The organism is Sphaerisporangium sp. NPDC005289 (assembly GCF_040607455.1).
Classification (GTDB): Bacteria; Actinomycetota; Actinomycetes; order Streptosporangiales; family Streptosporangiaceae; genus Sphaerisporangium; species Sphaerisporangium rhizosphaerae.
The window spans coordinates 151,055-171,875 of record NZ_JBEXGS010000021.1 but is presented as its reverse complement, the minus strand read 5'-3'; the positions used below and the strand labels follow the sequence as shown (position 1 = coordinate 171,875).

General features: G+C 72.4%; 17 protein-coding genes. 6 read left to right on the top strand and 11 right to left on the bottom strand.

The annotated features are described in order from the left end of the window. Together ABZT47_RS30515 and ABZT47_RS30510 are read left to right on the top strand one after the other, a co-directional pair. Nucleotides 1–132: SDR family oxidoreductase (locus ABZT47_RS30515; protein ID WP_354849641.1), on the top strand; the 132-nt coding region annotated here is incomplete at its 5' end. Nucleotides 133–157: 25 nt separating this feature from the next. Next, entirely contained in the window at nucleotides 158–433 is a 276-nt protein-coding gene (locus ABZT47_RS30510; RefSeq protein ID WP_354849619.1) for a hypothetical protein, read from the top strand. A gap of 4 nt (nucleotides 434–437) precedes the next feature. On the opposite strand, the gene ABZT47_RS30505 is transcribed toward ABZT47_RS30510, so the two are convergent. After that, nucleotides 438–923, bottom strand: coding sequence for a hypothetical protein (locus ABZT47_RS30505; RefSeq protein ID WP_354849616.1), 486 nt, complete (start codon nucleotides 921–923; stop codon nucleotides 438–440). Nucleotides 924–1,017: 94 nt separating this feature from the next. Then, the gene (locus ABZT47_RS30500) at nucleotides 1,018–1,299 is read right to left on the bottom strand and encodes a hypothetical protein (RefSeq protein WP_354849613.1); all 282 of its coding nucleotides are present in this window, start codon (nucleotides 1,297–1,299) and stop codon (nucleotides 1,018–1,020) included. Nucleotides 1,300–1,870: 571 nt separating this feature from the next. Here ABZT47_RS30500 and ABZT47_RS30495 point away from each other — a divergent pair. After that, a complete protein-coding gene (locus tag ABZT47_RS30495) occupies nucleotides 1,871–3,115 on the top strand; it encodes a hypothetical protein (RefSeq protein WP_354849610.1) in 1,245 nt (414 codons plus the stop codon). A 324-nt stretch (nucleotides 3,116–3,439) separates the two neighbouring features. Here the strand turns inward: ABZT47_RS30495 and ABZT47_RS30490 are convergent, their stop codons facing one another. Continuing rightward, complete coding sequence (locus ABZT47_RS30490; protein WP_354849607.1) at nucleotides 3,440–6,961, bottom strand: BTAD domain-containing putative transcriptional regulator; 3,522 nt, start codon at nucleotides 6,959–6,961, stop codon at nucleotides 3,440–3,442. Nucleotides 6,962–7,236: 275 nt separating this feature from the next. Here ABZT47_RS30490 and ABZT47_RS30485 point away from each other — a divergent pair, with 275 nt between their 5' ends. Next, the gene (locus ABZT47_RS30485) at nucleotides 7,237–8,436 is read left to right on the top strand and encodes an SGNH/GDSL hydrolase family protein (RefSeq protein WP_354849604.1); all 1,200 of its coding nucleotides are present in this window, start codon (nucleotides 7,237–7,239) and stop codon (nucleotides 8,434–8,436) included. A gap of 84 nt (nucleotides 8,437–8,520) precedes the next feature. Here the strand turns inward: ABZT47_RS30485 and ABZT47_RS30480 are convergent, their stop codons facing one another. The 3 genes from ABZT47_RS30480 to ABZT47_RS30470 form a co-directional block, all read right to left on the bottom strand. After that, nucleotides 8,521–9,666, bottom strand: coding sequence for a DUF6596 domain-containing protein (locus ABZT47_RS30480; RefSeq protein ID WP_354849601.1), 1,146 nt, complete (start codon nucleotides 9,664–9,666; stop codon nucleotides 8,521–8,523). Continuing rightward, on the bottom strand, nucleotides 9,663–10,070 hold the full coding sequence (locus ABZT47_RS30475) for a YciI family protein (RefSeq protein ID WP_354849598.1): 408 nt from the start codon (nucleotides 10,068–10,070) through the stop codon (nucleotides 9,663–9,665). The genes ABZT47_RS30480 and ABZT47_RS30475 overlap by 4 nt, the downstream gene beginning before the upstream one ends. 102 nt (nucleotides 10,071–10,172) lie before the next feature. Then, entirely contained in the window at nucleotides 10,173–10,865 is a 693-nt protein-coding gene (locus ABZT47_RS30470) for a TetR/AcrR family transcriptional regulator (protein ID WP_354849595.1), read from the bottom strand. A 53-nt stretch (nucleotides 10,866–10,918) separates the two neighbouring features. Here ABZT47_RS30470 and ABZT47_RS30465 point away from each other — a divergent pair, with 53 nt between their 5' ends. Continuing rightward, nucleotides 10,919–12,145 (top strand): NAD(P)/FAD-dependent oxidoreductase, encoded by a 1,227-nt coding sequence (locus ABZT47_RS30465; RefSeq protein WP_354849592.1) that lies wholly within the window; start codon nucleotides 10,919–10,921, stop codon nucleotides 12,143–12,145. 95 nt (nucleotides 12,146–12,240) lie between these two features. Here the strand turns inward: ABZT47_RS30465 and ABZT47_RS30460 are convergent, their stop codons facing one another. The 4 genes from ABZT47_RS30460 to ABZT47_RS30445 all read right to left on the bottom strand — a co-directional run bounded on the left by ABZT47_RS30460 (nucleotide 12,241) and on the right by ABZT47_RS30445 (nucleotide 17,802). Further along, a complete protein-coding gene (locus ABZT47_RS30460; protein ID WP_354849589.1) occupies nucleotides 12,241–12,651 on the bottom strand; it encodes a VOC family protein in 411 nt (136 codons plus the stop codon). 5 nt (nucleotides 12,652–12,656) lie between these two features. After that, nucleotides 12,657–13,124: a helix-turn-helix transcriptional regulator gene (locus ABZT47_RS30455; protein WP_354849586.1), complete on the bottom strand. Its 468-nt coding sequence runs from the start codon at nucleotides 13,122–13,124 to the stop codon at nucleotides 12,657–12,659. A 118-nt stretch (nucleotides 13,125–13,242) separates the two neighbouring features. Then, nucleotides 13,243–15,633: an excinuclease ABC subunit UvrA gene (locus ABZT47_RS30450; protein ID WP_354849584.1), complete on the bottom strand. Its 2,391-nt coding sequence runs from the start codon at nucleotides 15,631–15,633 to the stop codon at nucleotides 13,243–13,245. 477 nt (nucleotides 15,634–16,110) lie between these two features. Continuing rightward, entirely contained in the window at nucleotides 16,111–17,802 is a 1,692-nt protein-coding gene (locus ABZT47_RS30445; protein WP_354849581.1) for a cellulose binding domain-containing protein, read from the bottom strand. Between the two features lie 537 nt (nucleotides 17,803–18,339). On the opposite strand from ABZT47_RS30445, the gene ABZT47_RS30440 reads away from it, so the two are divergent. Next, a complete protein-coding gene (locus tag ABZT47_RS30440) occupies nucleotides 18,340–19,326 on the top strand; it encodes a zinc-dependent alcohol dehydrogenase family protein (RefSeq protein ID WP_354849578.1) in 987 nt (328 codons plus the stop codon). 60 nt (nucleotides 19,327–19,386) lie between these two features. On the opposite strand, the gene ABZT47_RS30435 is transcribed toward ABZT47_RS30440, so the two are convergent. Continuing rightward, nucleotides 19,387–20,673, bottom strand: coding sequence for a cellulose binding domain-containing protein (locus ABZT47_RS30435; protein ID WP_354849575.1), 1,287 nt, complete (start codon nucleotides 20,671–20,673; stop codon nucleotides 19,387–19,389). Nucleotides 20,674–20,821: the final 148 nt, after the last annotated feature.

The following is a 20,821-nucleotide window of genomic DNA, read 5'->3' as shown; positions in this document are numbered from 1 at the left end:
GGAGAGCCGGCCGACGTCACCCGGCTTCTGCTGTTCCTCACGTCATCAGACGCGTCGTTCATCACGGGGTCGGAGTACGTCATCGACGGTGGACTCCTCCTCGGGCCCGCCCTTCAGAACGAGGCCGCATGAGCAGTCCGGACACGAGTGTGATGTCATGCCACGCACCCTTTCCGACGCTCATCCCGGGGTCACTCACGAGGACGAGCACCATGTGACCCTCGCGTGGGAGCCCTTCTGTGCTGATGCGGAGGCGGGGCTGTGCGAGCACCCCGACTGCGATCCCCAGGTCGGCGGGGAGTGGATGGCCGCCTGCGATACCTGCGACTTCCTGGTCATGGCCCCGGAGAACCGGCATGACGAGCTGTGGGCGCTGTCGGCTCGGCACGAAAGCGACTTCCAGGTGGGCCTTGGAATGCAGCGGCTGCCCTGATCGCTCAGATGGTGACGTGCGGGCATACCCGGCGTTGCTGATAACCGCCCTGCACGCCGGCTCCGACTGCGGCCCAGAACGGCCGTGACTCGCGAAAGTGGCCGCCGAGGGTGTGCCACGACAGGCGGGGGTGCTCACGGCGCAACGCCGCCAGGCCCGCGGTGGCCAGGCCGCAGCGCTGGTAGCGCGGCACCGTGTAGGGATGTTCCACCCAGCCCAGCGCGCAGCGCCGGCACAGTCGATAGTCCACGGCGAACACCGACTCACCGTCCAGGTAGGCCGCACGGCGGCGCCAGCCGGTTCGCTCAGCCGAGACCGTGTCCTGCCAGGGCGTGCCCAGCAGTGGCACGATCGGCCAGCCGCGGCGCTGGCCGAGCCGGCCCCGGCTGACCCAGTGCAGGAGCTCGCGCCAGGGCTCCCGCCCTGAGGCACGCCCGACCTGGTCGGCTTGCCCGGCAAGGTTCCGCGCGGCCTGGATGTCGTCCGCCATACCGGTCATTATCGGGAGTCGACATAGGGACGAGGTGAGCCGACACCGGCTGACACGAGCCGGCACCGACTGAGGCCGGTGGCGGCCGCAGCGGTCACCGAGACGTCCAGTCGAGGGTGATCGTGCGGCGTACCCCGGCCTCGATCATCGCCTGGGAGCGATGCTGGCCGTTGGTGTACGAAGCGTGCGCGAATGCCGGCCACCGTCCGTCGTGCCCCAGCACGATGGAGTCGGCCAGCAGCGTGTGCAGCGCGTACAGCTCCCACTCCGGTAGACCTTCCGCGCGGGCGTCATCGAGCATGGCCTGGCGGATGTCCTCGCAGGGCAGTCCGGCGCGTTCGGCGCGGCGGACCAGGCGGATCGCCGCCGAGCACACGCGTGGACAGGAAGGTAGTCGGTGTGCTGCAGGACGCAAGGACCGCTCGAGGACCTAGAGGCTTGCCAGAGAATACAGCTCTTAGCTGGGAAAACTGTCGGCGCCGCAGAACTTCCGCCGGACGGATCAAGTGACATCTAGTGATCTTGCTGGCGCGAAGTGGCAAACCCACTGACATCAACTGGCATTACTCCAGGACAACTTCGTGGCAGTTCGCACGGTGTCGCGGGTGCAGATGCTGGAGGTGTCGGCGCCTGCCGGGGCGCTCTGGTAGGCCGAGAACCGGTAAAGGCCGCAAACGCTGGATCGCCCGCTGGAAGCCGCCCTGCACGACTTCGCCATCACCTCAACTGGCATCACCCCAGGACAACTTCGTGGCAGTTCGCACCTGATCGACCGGCCGGGCCGCCAGCTCGCGATCCGAGTTCATGGTCGGCCCGTCGATGACAGTGGAGGTCGGGTTACTTGCGGGAAGTCTCCTTCTCGTTAGTTGCTCCAGACTTGGAGGACGCAATGGATCGTTGTTTCCGATTTTCAATTTCTGGAAATTCGAAAATGCTAGGATGCGGAGGTGGCGATCAAGGGGCACGAAGGGCAGGCGGGCGTGGGTGAGGCGGGGACGCTGGAGGACACCGCGGCGGGGGGCGCCGGGGCGGTGACGGCGTGCAAGCACTGCGGGGCGGCGATCGAACGGCGCTCCGGGCGCGGCCGGCCCAAGGAGTACTGCCCGCTGGGCGACTGCCAGGCGGCGGCCAAGCGCGAGCGGGAGATGCGCCGCGCCACGCCCGGCCTCGAGGGGGCGCTGGCCCGGGCCGAAGACCTGTACGACCGCATGGAGAAAGGGCTCGCGGCGGCCATCGCCCCGCTGGCACAGGTGCTGGCCGACGAGCTGAGCCCCGCCGGGGTGGAGGCCAAGCTGAGCGCGGTTCAGGCCGAGGCGCACACCCGTGTCGCGATCGCCCGCACCGAGCGGGAACAGGCCTTCGAGCAGGTACGGCTGGCGCGCGAGGCCGCCGAGCACGCCCGGCGCGAACGCGAGGAGATGCGCGGACGGGTCCGCGAGGCACAGGCCGAGCGCGACACCGCCCTGTCGGACGCGGAGACCGCCCGCGAGCAGGCCCTGGCCGCGCTGCGCGAGGCGGCCGCCACCGAACGACGCGCCAAGCAGGTCGCCGATGAGGCCGACCGGCGCGCCGCCCGCGCACAGAGCGAGCGCGAGCAGGCGATCCAGCAGATGGGCGAGCAGGTCGAGACCGCGCTGGCCGAAGCGCGCGAGGCGCACGAGGAGACCGATAGGGCGCGGCAGCTGGCAGAGGAGGCCGGGCGTGACGCCGAACGCGCCACCGCCGAGCGGGACGCGGCGCGCACCGAGGCCGAACTGGCCCGCCGCGCACGCGTGGAGGCCGAGCAGGCCGCCGCCGCGGCGATCGCCCGAGCCCAGGCCGCCGAGGCCGAGCGCGACCGCACGCAGAGCCGGGCTGGCGATGCCGAACAGGCCAGAGCCGAGGCGGTGGGACAGGCCGCCCGCTCGGCCGCCGACGCCGCCCAGGCGGGCGCCCGCGCCGAGGAGGCCGAGCGGCGGGCCGCGGACCGCGTGCGCGCCGCCGAGGAGCGGGCGTCCACCGCCGTGGCGGCCGCGGTCGACGGCGAGCGCGCCGCCGTCGCCGAACGCGACCGGCTGGCCGCCCTGCTGGAGATCGAACGGGCCAGGGTCGCCGACCTGCGGGCCCAGGCCGACACCCTGCGGGCCGAGTCGGCCCAACTGCGCGAACGCGCCGTCACCGCCGAACTGGCGCTGGAGGCCCGCAGGCAGTAGACGCCACCGATGCGGGCAGCCGCCGTCGCACCTTTGCCGGTCACGCTGCGGTGAACGCTGCCTCGTCGGCCGGAAAGGAGTCCTGGCCACTGCCGGCAATCGTGGTCGCGACGGCACGCCCGCGCCGATGGCGCCGGCGACCGTCAACGACCACCTCGCACCCGTGTCGGCGCTGTTCTCCTGACCACGCGCGGCATGTCAGGTGACCACGCGCGGCATGTCAGGCCAGTGCGCGACCACCGTGGGCAGATCGCCCCGGCCGTACCGATGGTCCCCACGGCCGGGATAAGGCAGGAAAGGCACGCAGAGGGGAACGGCCGGCGGTCAGGCGGTGCCGTACATTCGTGCGGCAGGGCCGACCGCCGTCGCGGCCGTTTCGGTGTCCAGCTCCCAGCCTTTCGCGTACGCCGCGGCGAACTCCTCCCCGCCCAGCGCGGCCTGACCACGGCGGGTGAGCTCGCGGACCTGCGGATCGGTGTGGTCGTGCGCCCCCCGCAGCCGGGCTGCGGCCCCGAGCAGCACGGCCGACTCCTGCCACCGGCCGCGCCCCTCGGCGAGCGCCGCCGCGTTCACCGCCACCAGCGACAGGAGCGGGAGCTCCCGGGTCGCCAGCGCCGCCGCGTACGCCTCCTCCAGCGCCTTGTCCGCGCCGGGCAGGTCGCCCAGCGCCAGGCACAGCGCGGCCCGTGCGCCGCCGACCAGCGTCCGGGCGTGGTGAGCGGGCAACGCGGTGTCGCCGAGCAGACCCCGTTCGGCGTCGGCGAGCAGGCGGGCCGCCCTGTCCAGGTCGCCGAGGTACAACCGTAAGCCGGCCTCACACCCGTCGACCAGAACCAGCATCTCCGGCGAGGACGCGTGCAGCGCCCGCTCCCGGGCGGAGTCGATCATCGCGATCGCCTGATCTGCGGCGCCGCGCCGGATGTGCACGTCGATCCAGCGCAGGTCGCTGTAGAGCTGGTCACCGAGGCTGGGCGAGCCGAACGCGCCGGCCAGCGCCCGAGCCTCGCGCAGGTCGGCCAGCGCGACATCCAGGTCGTCGTACCGCCGCAGCCGGGCGCGCATCGGCAGCGTGGCGGCCTGGCCCCAGCGGTCACCGGCCTGCCGGAAGCAGGCCAGGGCCGCCTCCACGTGGACACGCATCCGGTCAAGCGCGCCCGCGCTCTCGGCGATCTCGGCCTGGAACACGTGGGCCAGCCCGGACAGCCACACATCGTCGCCGTCGGCCAGGCGCTGGAAGACCGGGAGGGCGGCCTGCTCCTCCTGCAGGAAGAGCAGGACCGGGCCGAACACACGGTACTGGCCCGGCAGTTCCGGATGGGTGAGGAGCCGGCCGGCCAGCTCGCGCATCTCCGCCCGGTCGTCCGCGGCCTCCCCGGCGGTGATCCCCGACAGGATGTCCGCACGGTTGAGCAGATGGACGGCTCGGGCGCAGTCACGCTCGGGCGTAGGGCCGCCTCCGGGCACCGCCAGGGCCTCGCCCAGCCAGTAGGCGCCGTCGGACTGGCGGCCTGACATCTGCCAGTACCAGGTCAGGGTCAGGGCCAGAGCGATCGCGCCGCGGGAGTCCTGGGTGGCGCACAGGTGGCGCAGCGCGGCGAGCGTGTTGTCGTACTCGGCGCCGATGACCTCCAGGGCCGTCAGCTGGTCGGGCCCGCGCAACCGGGGGTCGTAGCGGGCCATCAGCTCGGTGAAGTGGCCGGCGGCCAGGTCGCGGGCCGTGCGGAGGTCCCCGGCGCCGGTCAGGCGGTCGACGCCGTACTCGCGGATGGTCTCGAGCATGCGGTAGCGGCCGGCGCCGGGCGCGAGCTGCAGCAGTGACCGGTCGACGAGGGTGGCGAGCAGTTCGGGGATCTCGCCGGCGGGGACCGCGGTGCCGGCGCAGACGGCGGTGGCGGAGGCCGGCGTGACGCCGCCGGGCAGGATGGAGACGCGTTCGGCGACCGTGCGCTCGTGCTCGCTCAACAACCGCCAGCTCCAGGCGATGACCGCGCGCAGCGTGCGGTGCCGCGGCGGCGCGGCACGGCTGCCGGTGGTGAGCAACCGGAACCGGTCGGACAGCCCGTCGGCCAGGTCGGGCAGTGACAGCGTACGCAACCGGGCGGCCGCGAGCTCCAGCGCCAGTGGCATGCCGTCCAGGCCGTGCACCACTCGCACGATGTCGGGCAGCGTGGTCTCGTCGACCTCGAACCCGGGTCGCACGGCGGCGGCCCGCTCGGTGAACAGGCGCACCGAGGCCGCGCTTCGGGCCTGTTCGACGCCGTCGTCCGGGCGGGGCAGCGCGAGCGGGGCCAGCGGCACCAGAGCCTCGCCGTCGATCGCGAGCGGCTCGCGGCTGGTGGCGAGCACCCGCAGCCCCGGACAGCGGGGGAGCAGCGCCGCCAACAGGTGGGCCACGGCGTCGATCAGATGCTCGCAGTTGTCGACCAGCAGCAGGCTCTCCCGGCCGCCGAACTCGCCGACCAGGACGTCCAGTTCCTCGCCCTGGACTCGCGTGCGAGCGGTGGGCATCGCACCGCCCCGCAGCCCGGCACCGGCGAGCACGGCCGTGGCGATCTTCGCCGGTTCGGTGACGGACGCCAGGTCGATGAGCCAGGCGCCGTCGCGGTACTCGTGACGGTGGCGGCGGGCGGCCTCCAGCGCCAGCCGGGTCTTCCCGGCGCCGCCGGGACCGAGGACGGTGACCAGGCGTCCGGTCGTGAGCAGGACACCGATCCTGGTGAGCTCGTCATCGCGGCCGATGAAGCCGGTCAGCGGTGCGGGCAGGTTGGTGGAGGCGAGCCGGCCGGGTTCGCTCACCGCGCTGCCGGCCAAGGCGCCTGAAGCCACTGCGCTATCGGCCCAGGGAACTGAGGCCGCCGGGCTGCCGGCCTGGGGGACTGAGGCCGCTGCGCTATCGGCCTGGGGAACTGAGGCCGCTGCGCTATCGGCCTGGGGAACTGAGGCCGCCGGGCTGCCGGCCTGGGCCTTTGAAGCCGCTGCGCTCGCGGCCGGGGCGCCCGAAGCCGTCGGGCCGATCTGGGCGCTTGGAGCCGGGCTTCCCGCCGGGGCGCCTCCGGACCAGGCGTCCGGCGCCAGGCCGGTCCGGCCGGGGCGCAGCAGGCGCAGATGGCGTTCCCGCATGGCGGTGCCCGGGTCGGCGCCGAGGAGGTCGGCCAGGGTGTGGCGGACCCGCTCGTACACGGCCAGCGCCTCGGCCTGACGTCCTTGAGCGGCGAGCGCGTCCATCAGCAGCGCCGCCGCCCGCTCGTGGACCGGCTGCTCGGCCAGCATCCCGCTCAGCCGGGCCGCGGCCGCCTCGGCCTGTCCCAACGACAGCTCGGCCTCGGCGAGGTCGGCGACCGCCTCGATCGACACGTGCCCCAACCGGGTCGCGACCGTCGGCGCGACCGCGGCGATGACCGCGGGTTCGGCGCCAGGGTGGTCGCCCCATAACGCCATGGCCTCGGCGAGCGCGACGCGCGCGGCCTGCGGGTCGCCTGCTCGCAGTCTCTCCCGACCGGCGGTGGTGAGCTGTTGGAAGCGCAGCGCGTCCACCTCGGCCGCCTCCACCGCCAGCCTGTATCCGCCGGCCACCTGCACGACCACGCCGTGGGCCGCGCCAGCGGGGGTGAGGGCGCGGCGCAGCCGGGAGACGAGGGTCTGCAGGGCGGGGGCGGGGCCGGACGGCGGCTCCTCGGCCCAGATCGCGTCGACCAGCACACCCGGCTCGACCGCGCGGCCACCGGCGAGCGCCAGCCGGACGAGCAGGCCCTGCAACCGCGCGCCCGGAACCGGCAGGACGGCGTCGCCGCGAGAGACCTGAAACGCGCCGAGCAGCGTGACGCGAAGCCGTGCAACCCCGTCCATTCCCCCATCTTCGCGTGCTCACCTGCCAGACCCGAAGCAGGGCGGCGATGCCAGGGCCGTGTCCGCCGGGGGTCCGCCGGGGGTCGGCCGGTGTCGGCCGGTGTCGGCCGGTGTCCGCCGGGGGTCCGTCGCGTGTCCGCCGCAGGTTTCCCCCCGTGTGCCCGCGGCGTGTTCGCCCCGTGTGTGCTCGGTGTGTGCTCGGTGTGTGCTTCGTGTCAGCGACTCGGCTCATTCTTCCCATGCCGTACCACCATCACCGACAACGGAGGCGACAGATGACCGAGACGAACGACGCCGGCAACTGGGTCAGGAGCTGGGGCGCCTCGCCCCAGGCGGCCCACGACGGGATCGGCTCGCTCGACGACCACCCGCCCCTCGCCGACGTGACCCTGCGCCAGGTGGTGCGCGTCAGCGGCGGCGGCCACCGGATCCGCGTCCGCTTCACCAACGAGTTCGGGACCGCCCCCTTCACCATCGGCGCGGCCCGGGTGGGCCTCGCGGTGGCAGGCGGCGCGGTCCGGCCGGGCAGCGAGCGCGTGCTGACCTTCTCCGGGGCGCCGGCCGTCACCGTCCCGGCGGGCGCGCCGATCCTCAGCGATCCGGTCGACCTGCCCGTGCCCGCCCTCGCCAAGCTGTCCATCAGCCTCTACCTGCCCGGGCGCGTGGAGACCTGTACCTGCCACGATCCCGCCCTGGAGACCGGCTGGACGATTCCGGGCAACGCCGTCGCCGCTCCTGCCGTTCCGGCGACCGCCGGGGTCCTGCCGGTGCGAGCCCTCATCTCCGCCGTCGACGTGCTCCCCGACGGCCCGGCCAAGGCCATCGTCGTGCTGGGTGACTCCCGTGCCGACGGCGCTGGCTCGACCCCGGACGCCAATCGCAGCTGGCCGGAGTTGCTGGCCGGACGTCTCGCCGAGCGGGGAATGGGCGCCGGCTACCTGTCCAACCAGAGCATCAGTGGCAACCGGATGCTCAACGACGGCATCGGCGCCGCCGTCCTGGCCCGCTTCGACCGTGACGTGCTTGCGACGCCCGGCCTCGGTTACGTGGTGCTCTCCGTGGGCGGCAACGACATCGGCATCTCCTTCGCGCCACGCGACGACGACGGTCCCCTCGCCGGCCTGCTGAAGATGTTCCCCGGCGCGCCGGTGACGACGGACGACGTCATCGCGGGCTACCGCCAGCTCGTCGCCCGGGCACGCGAACGCGGCGTGCGGGTCTACGCCACCACGATCGCGCCCTTCGAGGGCGCGGAGATCCATTCGCCGGAGGGCGAGAGCGCACGCCAGAAGGTCAACGAATGGATCCGCACCGGCGGCGCCTTCGACGCCGTGCTCGACTTCGACGCCGTCTGGCGAGACCCGGACCGCCCCAGCCACATCAGGCAGGACTTCCACTGCGGCGACCACCTGCACGGCAACGACGCCGGCTACCAGGCCCTGGCCGACTCCATCGACCTGTCGCTGTTCGGCTGAGCCGGCCCGAATCAGTCGGTCCGCGGCGTGACGACCGGTGATGACGCCTGAGGGCCGTCTCCACGGTGGTCCGGCGGCATCGGGTCAGGCGCGCAGTCGCGCGTTGAGCCGCGCCGCCTGCCGCGTGAGGTGATCGCGTTCGGGAAGGCTGGGCGCCGACCGGGCGGCTTGCGCGTAGAGCCGCGCCGCGGTGACCGGGTCACCGTCGCGCTCGTGCAGGTACGCCGCGGCGGCGGTGTGGCGGGGCAGGGTGGGGTCGAGCCCGGCCAGGGCGGCAAGGCCGGCCCGCGGGCCGTCGGCCTCGCCGACCGCGACGGCCCGGTTGAGGCGGGCCACCGGGCTGTCGGTGAGGCGCACCAGTTCGTCGTACCACTCGACGATCTGCACCCAGTCGGTCTCCTCGGCCGTGCGGGCGTCGGCGTGCAGCGCGGCGATGGCGGCCTGCGCCTGGTACTCGCCCAGGCGGTCGCGGGCCAGGGCGGTCTGCAGCACCTCGACGCCCTCGGCGATCAGGCGGGTGTCCCACAGGCCGCGGTCCTGTTCGGCGAGGGGGACGAGCCTGCCGTCGGGGCCGGTCCGCGCCGGGCGCCGGGCATGGTGCAGCAGCATGAGCGCGAGCAGGCCCGCGACCTCCTCGTGGCAGGTCGTGGCCGCCAGCTGGCGGGTGAGCCGGATGGCCTCGGCGGCGAGGTCCACCTCGCCGGAGTAGCCCTCGTTGAAGACCAGGTAGAGCACGCGGAGCACGGTGGCGACGTCCCCGGGCCGGTGGAACCGGACGCCCGAGACGGTCCGCTTGGCCCTGCTGATCCGCTGGGCCATGGTGGCCTCCGGAACCAGGTAGGCCAGCGCGATCTGACGCGTGGTCAAGCCGCCGACCGCGCGCAGCGTGAGCGCGACGGCCGAGGCCGGCGTCAGGGAGGGGTGCGCGCACAGGAAGTACAGCCGGAGCGTGTCGTCCACCGCCTCGGCCCGGCCGGGCGCGGGCTCGGTCTCGACGTGTACCTCTCGGTGCCGCCGGGAGGTGTCGGCGCGGGCGGCGTCGAGGAACTTGCGCCAGGCCACGGTGACCAGCCAGCCCTTGAGGTCTCGCGGCGGGTCGTCCGGCCACACGCGCAGGGCCTCGACCATGGCGTCCTGCACGGCGTCCTCGGCCGCCGCGAAGTCGGCTCCGCGGCGGACGAGGACGCCGATCACCGCGGGCACCAGCTCCCGCAGCAGAGGCTCGTTCACTCGGACACCGTTGGCGTCTCGCCGTAGAAGGGGCGCAGTTCGAGCCACTCGTGGATCGGCCTGCCGCCCGCGCCCGGAGCCGCGGACAGTTCGCCGGCCAGCTCCACCGCGCGCTCGTGGGTCTCGACGTCGATCACCATCCAGCCGGCGATCAGGTCCTTGGTCTCGGCGAACGGGCCGTCGGTGACCGGCGGCCGCCCCTCGCCGTCGTAGCGGACCCACGTGCCCTCCGGGGAGAGCGCCTGGGCGTCGACGAACTCGCCGGTGCGCTCCAGCCGCGCGGCGAAGTCACGCATGTACTGCATGTGGGCCGAAATCTCCTCCGGCGTCCACTGCTCCATCGGCACGTCGTTGACCGCCGCCGGCCCGCCGCGGTAGTGCTTGAGCAGCAGGTACTTGGCCATCGTTGTTCTCCTTGGTGTGGTGTCGGCCCATGGTGGCCGTGTTCACGCCGGGGACGGAGCCGCGCGCCGGTTCTCGACATCCCTTCGCGAAGAGATCGGGCGTCATGCCGAGGGCCGGGAGAGTTTGGCGGCCACGGCGTCCAGGACCCATTCCAGGCCGGTGGCGAAGGACGTCGCGGCGTCGGTGTCGGTGCCGTCGTGCACGAACTTGGCGAGCATGGGGAAGCGGCCCGTGGCCAGCATCCTGCTGACATGCGGGCCGAAGGCGCGCTGCCAGTCGTGTTCGGACAGGCCCGTGGCGCGCTCGGCCCGTAGGCCGGCGATCTCGCGTCTGATCGCTCCGATGACGTAGGCGCTGATGGTCTCCGCGGCGCGCACTACGGTGTCGAGGTCGGCGAGGCCGTCGAGGGCGGCCAGCGTGGCCTCGGTCACGGCGAGGGCGTTCGGACCCAGGGCCGGGCGGCCGCCGAGCAGGTCGGCGAACCATTGGTGGCGGAGGGTGGCCTGCCTGGTGCGGTGGGCGTGGCTGCGCAGCGCCTCCCGCCAGTCGCGGGGTGCCTCCTCGGGGAGGATCTCGGCGTGGACCTCGTCCACCATGAGGTCGAACAGCTCCTGTTTGGTGGAGATGTATCCGTACAGTCGCATCGGGCCGGCGTCCAGCCGGGCGGCCACCTTGCGCAGCGACACCGCCTCCAGTCCACCCTCGTCGGCCAGCGCGATGGCGGCGGCGACGATGCGCTCGCGGTCGAGCGGCGCGGGGCGAGACGGCGGCTCGGGCCGATCCCACACAGTCATGGCTACATCGTACTGTTGCGATACATCGTCTTATCCCAATACAGTGTATCGACATGAGACATCGTATCGCCGTGATCGGAGCCGGCCCCGCCGGCCTCACCTTCGCCCGCGTCCTGCACCGCCACGATCACCCCGTCACGGTCCTGGAACGCGATCCGGCGCCCGACGCCCGTCCCCCGGGCGGCACGCTGGACCTGCACGCAGGGATGGGCCAGCTCGCGCTGGACAAGGCGGGGCTGTTGACGCGGTTCCAGGCGCTGTCGCGTCCCGAGGGGCAGGCCATGCGCATCCTGGACACCGACGGCACCGTCCTGCGCGACTGGCGGCCCCGTCCAGGCGACCGGGCCAATCCCGAGATCGACCGCGGGCAACTGCGTGACCTGCTGCTCGACTCCCTGGACGTGCAGTGGGGGAGGGGCGTGACGCGGGTGGTGCCGGGGGACCGGGACGGCGTGCTGGTCCATTTCGCCGACGGGCGGCAGGAGAGGTTCGACCTCGTGGTCGGCGCGGACGGCGCCTGGTCCCGGGTCCGCCCGGCGGTCTCGCCCGCGACGCCGCATTACACCGGCGTCACCCTGGTCGAGACCTCCCTGGACGACGTCGACACCCGCCACCCCGACCTCGCCCGCCTGATCGGCGACGGTTCGGTGGCCGTGTACGGCGTGAACCGCGGCCTGGTCGCCCAGCGCAACAGCGGCGGCCACGTCAAGGTGTACGCCCAGTTCCGCGCGCCGCTTGACTGGCACGCCAACCCGGACCGGCATCTCGGCCTGAACCGGCGCACGAACCTGGACCGGGGCAGGGACGCGGACCTGGACGCGGGCGGGGACACGGACCTGGACGCGGGCGGGGACGCGAGCCTGGACCTGGCCGACGCCGAGGCCATGCGATCAGGCCTGCTGGCTCTGTTCGACGGCTGGGCCGCTCCCGTCCTGGACCTCCTCCGCTGCGGCACCGCCTTCGTCCACCGTCCCCTCCACGTCCTGCCCGTGGACCACACCTGGGCCCACGTTCCCGGGGTGACGCTGCTGGGCGACGCCGCCCACCTGATGCCCCCGCTGGGAGTGGGCGCCAACCTCGCGATGCTGGAAGGCGCCGAACTCGCCGAGTCCCTCGCCGCCGCCCCGGGTGATCTGGACGAGGCCGTCCGCGCCTTCGAGGAGCAGATGTGGGCGCGGGCCGGCAGGTTTGCGAAGATGACGGCGGCCGGTCTCGACCGCCTCGTGAGCCCGGACCCCGCCCAGGCCATCGCCCTGTTCGACGAAGTCCAGTCGTCCTGACCGTCAGCGGCGGCGTCGGCACGGTGGCCGCCACGACGGCCGAGCCCGCCGACGGCCGCGCCGGTCGGCGGCCCGCGCAGGCGGCCGACGGCTGATCAGCGCAGCTCCTGGATGCGGACCAGGTTGCCCGCGGGGTCGCGGAAGGCGCAGTCGCGGACGCCGTAGGGCTGCTCCGTCGGCTCTTGGACGACCTCGGCGCCGCTGGCCTGCACCCGGTCGAAGGTGTCGTCGAGGTCGGGGGTGGCCAACAGGATGCCGGCGTAGGTGCCCTTGGCCATCATCTCGGTGATGGTGCGGCGCTCGTCGTCGGTGACGCCGGGGTCGGCGCCCGGCGGCATCAGGACGATGGAGGTGCCGGGCCGGCCGGCGGGACCGACCGTGATCCAGCGCAGCCCCTTGAAGCCCACGTCGTTGCGGACCTCGAAGCCGAGGGTGTCGCGATAGAAGGCAAGGGCGGCTTCCGGGTCGTCGTGCGGCAGGAAGCTCGAATGAATGGTGAGGTCCATGCGGTTCAGGCTAGCTGCGGCTCGCCGACCGGCGCTTCTCGGATCCTGATCGGCCGGGTCACCTGTTTGGCCACGCAGGAGGGCATCCCCGCCGTCGCGCTCGCCGCCTGGCGCCGGTAGGTGCTGGGCGGCACCCCCACCAGTTCGGTGAAGCGGGTGCTGAAAGTGCCGAGGGAGGAGCAGCCGACCTCGAAGCAGACCTCGGTGACGCTGAGATCACCGCGGCGCAGCAGCGCCATCGCCCGCTCGATGCGCCGCGTCATCAGGTAGGAGTACGGCGACTCGCCGTAGGCGAGCCGGAACTGGCGGCTGAGGTGCCCGGCCGACATGTTCACGCCGCGGGCGAGCGCCTCGACGTCCAGCGGCCGGGCGTACTCCCGGTCGATGCGGTCGCGGACGCGGCGCAGCAGCGCGAGGTCGCGCCGGCGCTGCCTGAGCAGGAGTTCCTCGGGGGTCGAACTGTTGTGGTGCACGTCCTCATCCTCCCGAGCCGACCACCGGCTCGTCCACTCCAGGCTGCGCCGGTCGACCGGAAAACGCCGGAAACACATCGGGCGGACCCCTTCGCTCGCGGTGCCGTTGACGTTCCGGTCAGGTGCCGACGTAGGCCGCCAGGTGCTCGCCGGTGAGGGTGGACCGGGCGGCGACCAGGTCGGCGGGCGTGCCCTCGAAGACGACGCGGCCGCCGTCGTGGCCGGCGCCGGGGCCGAGGTCGATGATCCAGTCGGCGTGCGCCATGACCGCCTGGTGGTGCTCGATGACGATGACCGACCTGCCGGAGTCGACGATGCGGTCGAGCAGGGCGAGCAGGTGCTCGACGTCGGCGAGGTGGAGGCCGGTGGTCGGCTCGTCCAGGACGTAGACCCCGCCCTTGTCGCCCATGTGGGTGGCCAGCTTGAGCCGCTGCCGCTCGCCGCCGGACAGCGTGGTGAGCGGCTGGCCGAGGCTGAGGTAGCCGAGCCCGACGTCGGCCAGCCGCCTGAGGATGGCGTGCGCGGCCGGCGTGCGCGCCTCGCCGGCGCCGAAGAACTGCTCGGCCTCGGTCACCGGCATCGCCAGCACCTCGCTGATGTCGCGACCGCCGAACCTGTACTCCAGCACCTCGGCCTGGAACCGCTTGCCCTCGCACTCCTCGCAGGTGGTGGCGACGCCGGCCATCATCGCCAGGTCGGTGTAGACCACCCCGGCGCCGTTGCAAGTGGGGCAGGCGCCCTCGGAGTTGGCGCTGAACAGCGCGGGCTTCACGCCGTTGGCCTTGGCGAAGGCCTTGCGGATCGGATCGAGCAGCCCGGTGTAGGTGGCCGGGTTGCTCCGCCGCGAGCCTCTGATCGCCGCCTGGTCGACCGACACCACCCCGTCCCGGCCGGACACCGAGCCGTGGATCAGCGAACTCTTGCCCGAGCCCGCCACTCCGGTGATGACGGCCAGCACGCCGAGCGGGATGTCGACGTCGACGTCGCGCAGGTTGTGGGTGGCCGCGCCGCGCACTTCCAGCACCCCCGACGGCGTGCGCACCGACGGCTTGAGGCGGGCGCGGTCGTCCAGGTGCCGCCCGGTGAGCGTGCCGCTGCCTCGCAGCCCCTCGACGGTGCCTTCGAACACCACCTGGCCGCCCTCGGCGCCGGCGCGCGGGCCGAGGTCGACGACATGGTCGGCGATCGCGATCGCCTCGGGCTTGTGCTCCACGACCAGCACGGTGTTGCCCTTGTCGCGCAGCCGCAGCAGCAGGTCGTTCATCCGCCGGATGTCGTGGGGGTGCAGCCCGATCGTCGGCTCGTCGAAGACGTAGGTGACGTCGGTGAGCGAGGAGCCGAGATGGCGGATCATCTTGGTGCGCTGCGCCTCGCCGCCCGACAGCGTGCCCGACGGGCGGTCGAGGCTGAGGTAGCCCAGCCCGATCTCGACGAAGGAGTCGAGGCTGTGCCGCAGCGCCTCGAGCAGCGGCGCGACGGAGGGTTCGTCCAGGCCCTTCACCCACTCGGCCAGGTCGCTGATCTGCATCGCGCAGGCGTCGGCGATGTTGATCCCGTCGATCTTGGACGAGCGGGCCTCCGCGCTGAGCCGGGTGCCCTCGCACTCGGGACAGGTGGTGAAGGTGACCGCCCGCTCCACGAAGGCGCGGATGTGCGGCTGCAGGGAGTCGACGTCCTTGGACAGCATCGACTTCTGGATCTTGGGGATCAGGCCCTCGTAGGTGAGGTTGATGCCGTCGACCTTGATCTTGGTCGGCTCCTTGTGGAGCAGGTCGGCGAGCTCCTTCTTCGTGAACTTCCTGATCGGCTTGTCGGGGTCGAAGAAGCCGCAGCCGCCGAAGATCCGCCCGTACCAGCCGTCCATGCTGTAACCGGGGATCGTGAGCGCGCCCTCGTTCAGCGACTTGGTGTCGTCGTAGAGCTGGGTCAGGTCGATGTCGTTGACCGAGCCCCGGCCCTCACAGCGCGGGCACATGCCGCCGAGACGGGTGAAGGTCCGCTTCACGGCCTTGGTGTCGGCGCCGCGCTCGACCGTGATCGCACCGCTGCCCCGGACGGAGGGGACGTTGAAGGAGAAGGCGTTGGGCGAGCCGATGTGCGGCTTGCCGAGCCGGCTGAACAGGATGCGCAGCATCGCGTTGGCGTCGGTGGCGGTGCCGACCGTGCTGCGGGGGTCGGCGCCCATCCGCTCCTGGTCGACGATGATCGCGGTGGTCAGCCCGTCCAGGACGTCGACCTCCGGCCGGGCCAGCGTGGGCATGAACCCCTGCACGAAGGCGCTGTAGGTCTCGTTGATCATCCGCTGCGACTCCGCGGCGATCGTGCTGAACACCAGCGAGCTCTTGCCCGAGCCGGAGACCCCGGTGAACACCGTCAGCCGGCGCTTGGGGATCTCGATGCTGACGTCCTTGAGGTTGTTCTCGCGCGCGCCGTGCACGCGGATCAGATCGTGGCTGTCGGCGACGTGCGGCGCAGGCGAGTGCGTGTCCGGCCCGGTGGCCATGCTCATCGTTTCTCCATCTTGTCGGGCGGGCCGCCTGCGCGGTCCCCGCCGGGCGTCGCCCGGCGCGGTCCGACCGGCTTCGAGCGGTACCTGTAGGTCGTGCGTCGCCGGCGCGGGGACGCGGCGACGCCCCTCTGTCTACCTGATCCGCGGAGTGGGCGGTGATGCGCTCGGCCGACGACGTCGCGGACCGCGAAGCCGGGAGTGTGGCGCCATGAGGTCCGGGTGGTGCCGGGACGCCGCGGCAGCACTCGGACGAACGGTGAGTTCCATGGCCCTGAGGCTAGCTCCGGCCCGCTGACCGGCGCTTCTCGATTCCTGACCGGTGGTGACCGGTCGGGGTGGCCGCCCTGGACGCACTTCTGGGGTGATCTTCGCAGGCCCCGCGGACCGTCGCCGCGGCGGACACGACGAGGGCGGCACCCTCGTTGTGCCGAGGATGCCGCCGTCGTCCGGCGCGTGCGCCGTCGTGTCCTCAGTGGGTCACGAGGCGCTGCAGCTCAGTGCGGGTGTGGCCGCGCTGCCGCCGGCGGTGAATCCGAAGGTGGTCGCGGCGTTGCCGTTGAGCTTGCCGTTCCACGATTCGTTGCCGACGGTGACGTTGGCCCCCGAGCCGGACCGGACGCCGCTCCACAACTGGGTGATGGTCTGCGATCCGGGCCAGGTCCAGGTGACCGTCCAGCCGTTGATCGCGCTGGTGCCGGCGGTGACGGTGACGGTCGACTGGAAGCCGCCGGACCAGGAGTTCACCGTCTGGATCGTGGCCGCGCATCCACCGGGCGCCGGAGTCGGGGTGGGGGTCGGGGTGACGGTCGGCGTAGGAGTCGGGGTGACGGTCGGCGTCGGCGTCGGCGTGGGCGTCGCGGTCGGCGTGGGGGTGGGGGTGGCGCCGTCGTCGGTGAGGGTGGGAGTGGTCCAGTCGCGCCATTCGGCGAGATTGCCCTGGGCCTTGGAGGAGATGCGGATGGCGCCGGCGGCGTTGCCGGTTCTGGTGAGGAACTTCTGGATGTTCTGGGTGAGCGGGGTGCGCCATTCAGGGCGGTTGGCGCAATGGGTGCCGTCCTGGATGTCGGACCAGTAGGTGATGTTGGCGCCGGCGCCGAGGGCTTTGTAGACCTCGGCGCCGCCGAGCGCGGCGACGCCGGCGGACTTGGGGCCGAGGTTGGCGATGTGGGGGTTGTCCATGATGAACAGGCCGCGGGGGGCGATCATGGCGACCATCTCGTGGGTGTCGACGGGCAGGCGGGTGGGGCTGCCGGTGAAGGTGCCGAAGGCGTCGCCGAGCCAGGGTTGCTCGCCGTAGGCGCTGGACAGGCTCTGGGCGCCTTCGCCGGGGATGCCGCGAAAGATGGGGACGCCGGCGCTGCCCGACTCGATGGGCATGGTCAACGCGATGCGCTGGTCGAGCACGCCGATGACGAAGGCGCCTTTGCCGAAGCGGGAGCAGCCGGTGACGCCGACGGCGTCGGCTTTGAGGATGGCGCCGCCGGATCGTTCGATGACGTCGATGATGCGGCTGACGCCCCAGCCCCAGGCGGCGAGCAGGCCGGTGGGGCTGTTGGAGCCGTAGATGGTGTAGAACGCGCCTTGTTTGTTGTTACGGGGAGTGCCTTCCTTGCCGACGGCGTAGGGGTCGTAGGTGATGACGGCGGCGCCGGCGGAGCGGATGGCGGCGGTGTCGGCGCCGAAGCCGCCCAGGACGACCACGGCGGGGAAGGGGCCGGTGCCGGAGGGCAGTTGGACGCCTGCGGAGAAGCTGGAGGTCCGGCCGTTGTGCGAGACGTTGACGGTGATGTCGGTGCTGGAGACGGTGCCGGTGACGGTGGAGGGTCTGCCGGGCTTCTCGCCGTAGACGAACTTCTCGGCGAGTTTCTTGATCTCCTCGCGGCGGCAGCGCCAGTCGGCCTTGCTGGTGATGCGGGTGCCGTCGAGCTTCTTGAACGGGTCGGGGAGCCGGGGAGTGGTCGGCAACGACCCCGCGTCCGGCAGGGCGGGCACCGGGCAGTCGGCGCCCTCGTCCTCGACACCGGCCGCCGCCCAAAGGGCGGCCGTGGCGCGCGCGGGTGCGGCCTGGGCGTCTACCACCGTGAACGCCGCCCACATGGCCGCGAGCGTCACCGCCGCGAGCGTGACGACCACGGAGCGGATCCTAGAGCGGCCCGAGTTGATGACCACGAGGCCTCTCCTTCCGGTTGGGTGAGGGAAACGGCGACCGCCGATCGATGATCTGCGGCACGGGGCTGTGCGCCGTGCGCGTGTCCAGCCGCTGATCAGTCTGAAAATCTCGATGAAACGTGTCAATATTGCTCAGAAATATTTCAGGCGCGAGGGTTCCGATGGTCCTCTGAGCAGGTGTGGCCTGCGGAAGCCCGATGAAAGTTGCGGAAACCGCGAACCCGGATGCCGGTTCTCTGGTGACCCTGCCCGGCAAGCCGCCGGGGCTCGACCCACGACGCAGGCCCTGTGGGTGGTCCGGCCCGGGGCGGCGCCGGCGGCGATGCCCGTGTGGACGGGGGCGCGGGCGGCTCTTCGGCGACGAGGGGCCGTCGTGCCTGGTGGGAGGCCGGAGGTCGGTGGAGACCCAGCGGAATAAAACAGGGATATTTGTCCGATTTCCCAGGATGTGCTCTGCGAGCGACACGACGGCGGGGCCGTCCCGCACGGAGTGTGCTGATCAGCGAGTTGTACGGATACGAGTGGAAGGCGATTGCCATGCGCGCTGTGGTGCTGGAAGAGTTCGGCGGCCCGCTGACCCTGACCGAGATCGCGACCCCCGACCCCGGACCCGGCCAGGTCCTGGTGCGCGTCGAGGCCAGCGGCGTCAACCCGCTGGACACCAAGATCCGCGCCGGCCGGGCCGCCCACGCCCGCACCCGGCCGCCCGCCGTCCTCGGCATGGATCTGGCCGGGGTGGTCGAGCGGGTCGGCCCGCAGGTCACCGGTTTCGCCCCCGGTCAGGAGGTCTTCGGGCTCACCGGCGGGGTCGGCGACCTGCAGGGCTCGCTCGCCGAGTACGCGGCCGTCGACGCGCGGCTGCTGGCCCACAAGCCCGCGGCCCTGAGCATGCGTCAGGCGGCGGCGCTGCCGCTGGCGACCGTCACCGCCTGGGAGGGCCTGGTGGACAGGGCGGCCGTCCGCGCCGGCCACAAGGTGCTGGTGCACGGCGGGGCCGGCGGCGTCGGGCACGTGGCCGTCCAGCTTGCCCGTGCCCGCGGCGCCGAGGTGTTCGCCACCGGGTCGGCCGGGAGCCTCGCGGTGATCGGCCGCCTCGGCGCCGTCCCGATCGACTACGAGGCCACCGCCGTGGAGGACTACGTCGCCGAGCACACCGGCGGCGAGGGCTTCGACGTCGTCTTCGACACCGTGGGCGGGCAGGTGCTGGACGCGTCCTTCGCCGCGGTCCGCACCTACACCGGCCACGTGGTCAGCGCCCTGGGCTGGGGGTCGCACAGCCTCGCGCCGCTGTCGTTCCGTGGCGCCACCTACTCCGGCGTCTTCACCCTGCTGCCGATGCTGACCGGCCGAGGGCGCGACCACCACGGGGACATCCTGCGCGAGGCGGCGGCCCTGGCCGACGCCGGAGCCCTCACCCCGCTGGTCGACCCCCGCCGGTTCACCCTCGGCACCGTCGCCGAGGCGCACAAGCTGGTGGAGGCCGGCGAGGCCACCGGCAAGATCGTCGTTGACCTCACCGGCTGAACCGGCGCGGCGGTCGCCGCCGCCCCGCGTGTGATGACTAAGCGGGCCGACCGGGTGTCACTAGCGGCCGGTGCAGGTGAGGGAGGGGGTCGAGGGCGTGCCGCCGCCGAGGAAGCCGAAGGTGGTCGAGCCGGACGCCGGGACCGATCCGTTGTAGGAGGCGTTGGTCACCGTCACCGCGGAGCCGCTGGTGGACAGCGTGCCGTTCCACACCTGGCTGACCGTCTGTCCGCTGCCCAGGGTCCATCTGACGGTCCACCCGCTGATCGCCGAGCCGCCCGCGGTCACCGTGACCTCGCCCTGGTAGCCGCCCGGCCAGGAGTTGGTGGTGCGGTAGCTCGCGGTGCAGCCGCCCGCGGAAGGGGAGGGCGACGGACTGGGCGAGGGGGTGGGGGTCGGCGACGGGGAAGGCGTGGGTGTGGGTGTGGGTGACGGGGTGGCGGACGGGGACGGCGAGGGCGAGGGCGAGGGCGAGGAGCCGCCCGGCGGCACGTACGGGCACTTGTTGCGGTACATCGAGATGTTGCTGGAGTCCATCAACGGGCACAGGAACTGGGTGTAGCGGGTGTCGTTGTCGACGAAGATCTTCAGCCACGGGATCAGCGTCCGCATCTCTGTCGCGTTCGCCCTGGTGGCGAACAGGTGGTCCACGCCGGTTATCTCCACCCAGGCGCTCGGAGTCGAGGCCGGCAGAGTGGTGTACAGCCCGTTGAGGTAGGACTGCGTAACCGTCGTGTCCCTCTGCCCGGAGATGAACATCATCGGCACACGGTCATTGGCCAGACTCAGGTTCCCCGTGGGGGAGCCGGGCGCGAGCCCGACCGCGGCCTTCAGCGAGGGCCGCTGGACCGCCGCGAGCAGGACACCGGCGCCGCCGGCGGAGTGGCCGACCACCGACAACCGGCTGGAGTCGACCCGGTCGCGCACCGAACTGCGCTGAGTGAGATAGTCCAGCGCGGCGAGCAGCTGGGCGGCCCGGGCGTCGGCGCCGTCGGTGCGGCTGTTGGTCTCGATTCCGATGACGACGAAGCCGAAGGACGCGAGCCAGGGGCCCATCCAGGCTTCTTCGTTGGCGAACAGGGCGGAGTAGCCGGGCACGATCGCGACCCCGCCGAAGGTCCCCTGGCTGGTGTCGGTCGGATAGTAGATCACCCCGCTGCCGAAGCCGTTGCCCGACGGCACGCTGACCTGCGCGGTGGCGAAGCTGCCCCTGCTGGCGGCCACACTGGCCAAGGTCGGGTCGGGACCCCGCTGATAGGGATTGTCGGCGGCCGATGCCGGCCGGGTCACGACGGTCACCGTGAGCAGGCCGAGGATGACGACCGCCGCGGCCATCGCCCGCCTCACCAACCCGCCCTGTGAGCCGGGCCCTGAACGTGATCTCGTGGCGGCACCGGGCGCCGGAGTCTCGCTGGAACGTCGTCGCACTGTGGTGTTCCTTCTCCTCGAGTGAGCCCCTCATAGGGAGCTGCACGTGATCGCCGTCGCGGAGTGG

Excerpts from the sequence above, each read along its gene's own strand:
- ABZT47_RS30510 (WP_354849619.1), top strand. The coding sequence starts at position 158 with ATGCCACGCACCCTTTCCGACGCTCATCCCGGGGTCACTCACGAGGAC.
- ABZT47_RS30505 (WP_354849616.1), bottom strand. The coding sequence starts at position 923 with ATGGCGGACGACATCCAGGCCGCGCGGAACCTTGCCGGGCAAGCCGAC.
- ABZT47_RS30490 (WP_354849607.1), bottom strand. The coding sequence starts at position 6,961 with ATGGACGGGGTTGCACGGCTTCGCGTCACGCTGCTCGGCGCGTTTCAG.
- ABZT47_RS30485 (WP_354849604.1), top strand. The coding sequence starts at position 7,237 with ATGACCGAGACGAACGACGCCGGCAACTGGGTCAGGAGCTGGGGCGCC.
- ABZT47_RS30475 (WP_354849598.1), bottom strand. The coding sequence starts at position 10,070 with ATGGCCAAGTACCTGCTGCTCAAGCACTACCGCGGCGGGCCGGCGGCG.
- ABZT47_RS30470 (WP_354849595.1), bottom strand. The coding sequence starts at position 10,865 with ATGACTGTGTGGGATCGGCCCGAGCCGCCGTCTCGCCCCGCGCCGCTC.
- ABZT47_RS30465 (WP_354849592.1), top strand. The coding sequence starts at position 10,919 with ATGAGACATCGTATCGCCGTGATCGGAGCCGGCCCCGCCGGCCTCACC.
- ABZT47_RS30460 (WP_354849589.1), bottom strand. The coding sequence starts at position 12,651 with ATGGACCTCACCATTCATTCGAGCTTCCTGCCGCACGACGACCCGGAA.
- ABZT47_RS30450 (WP_354849584.1), bottom strand. The coding sequence starts at position 15,633 with ATGAGCATGGCCACCGGGCCGGACACGCACTCGCCTGCGCCGCACGTC.
- ABZT47_RS30440 (WP_354849578.1), top strand. The coding sequence starts at position 18,340 with ATGCGCGCTGTGGTGCTGGAAGAGTTCGGCGGCCCGCTGACCCTGACC.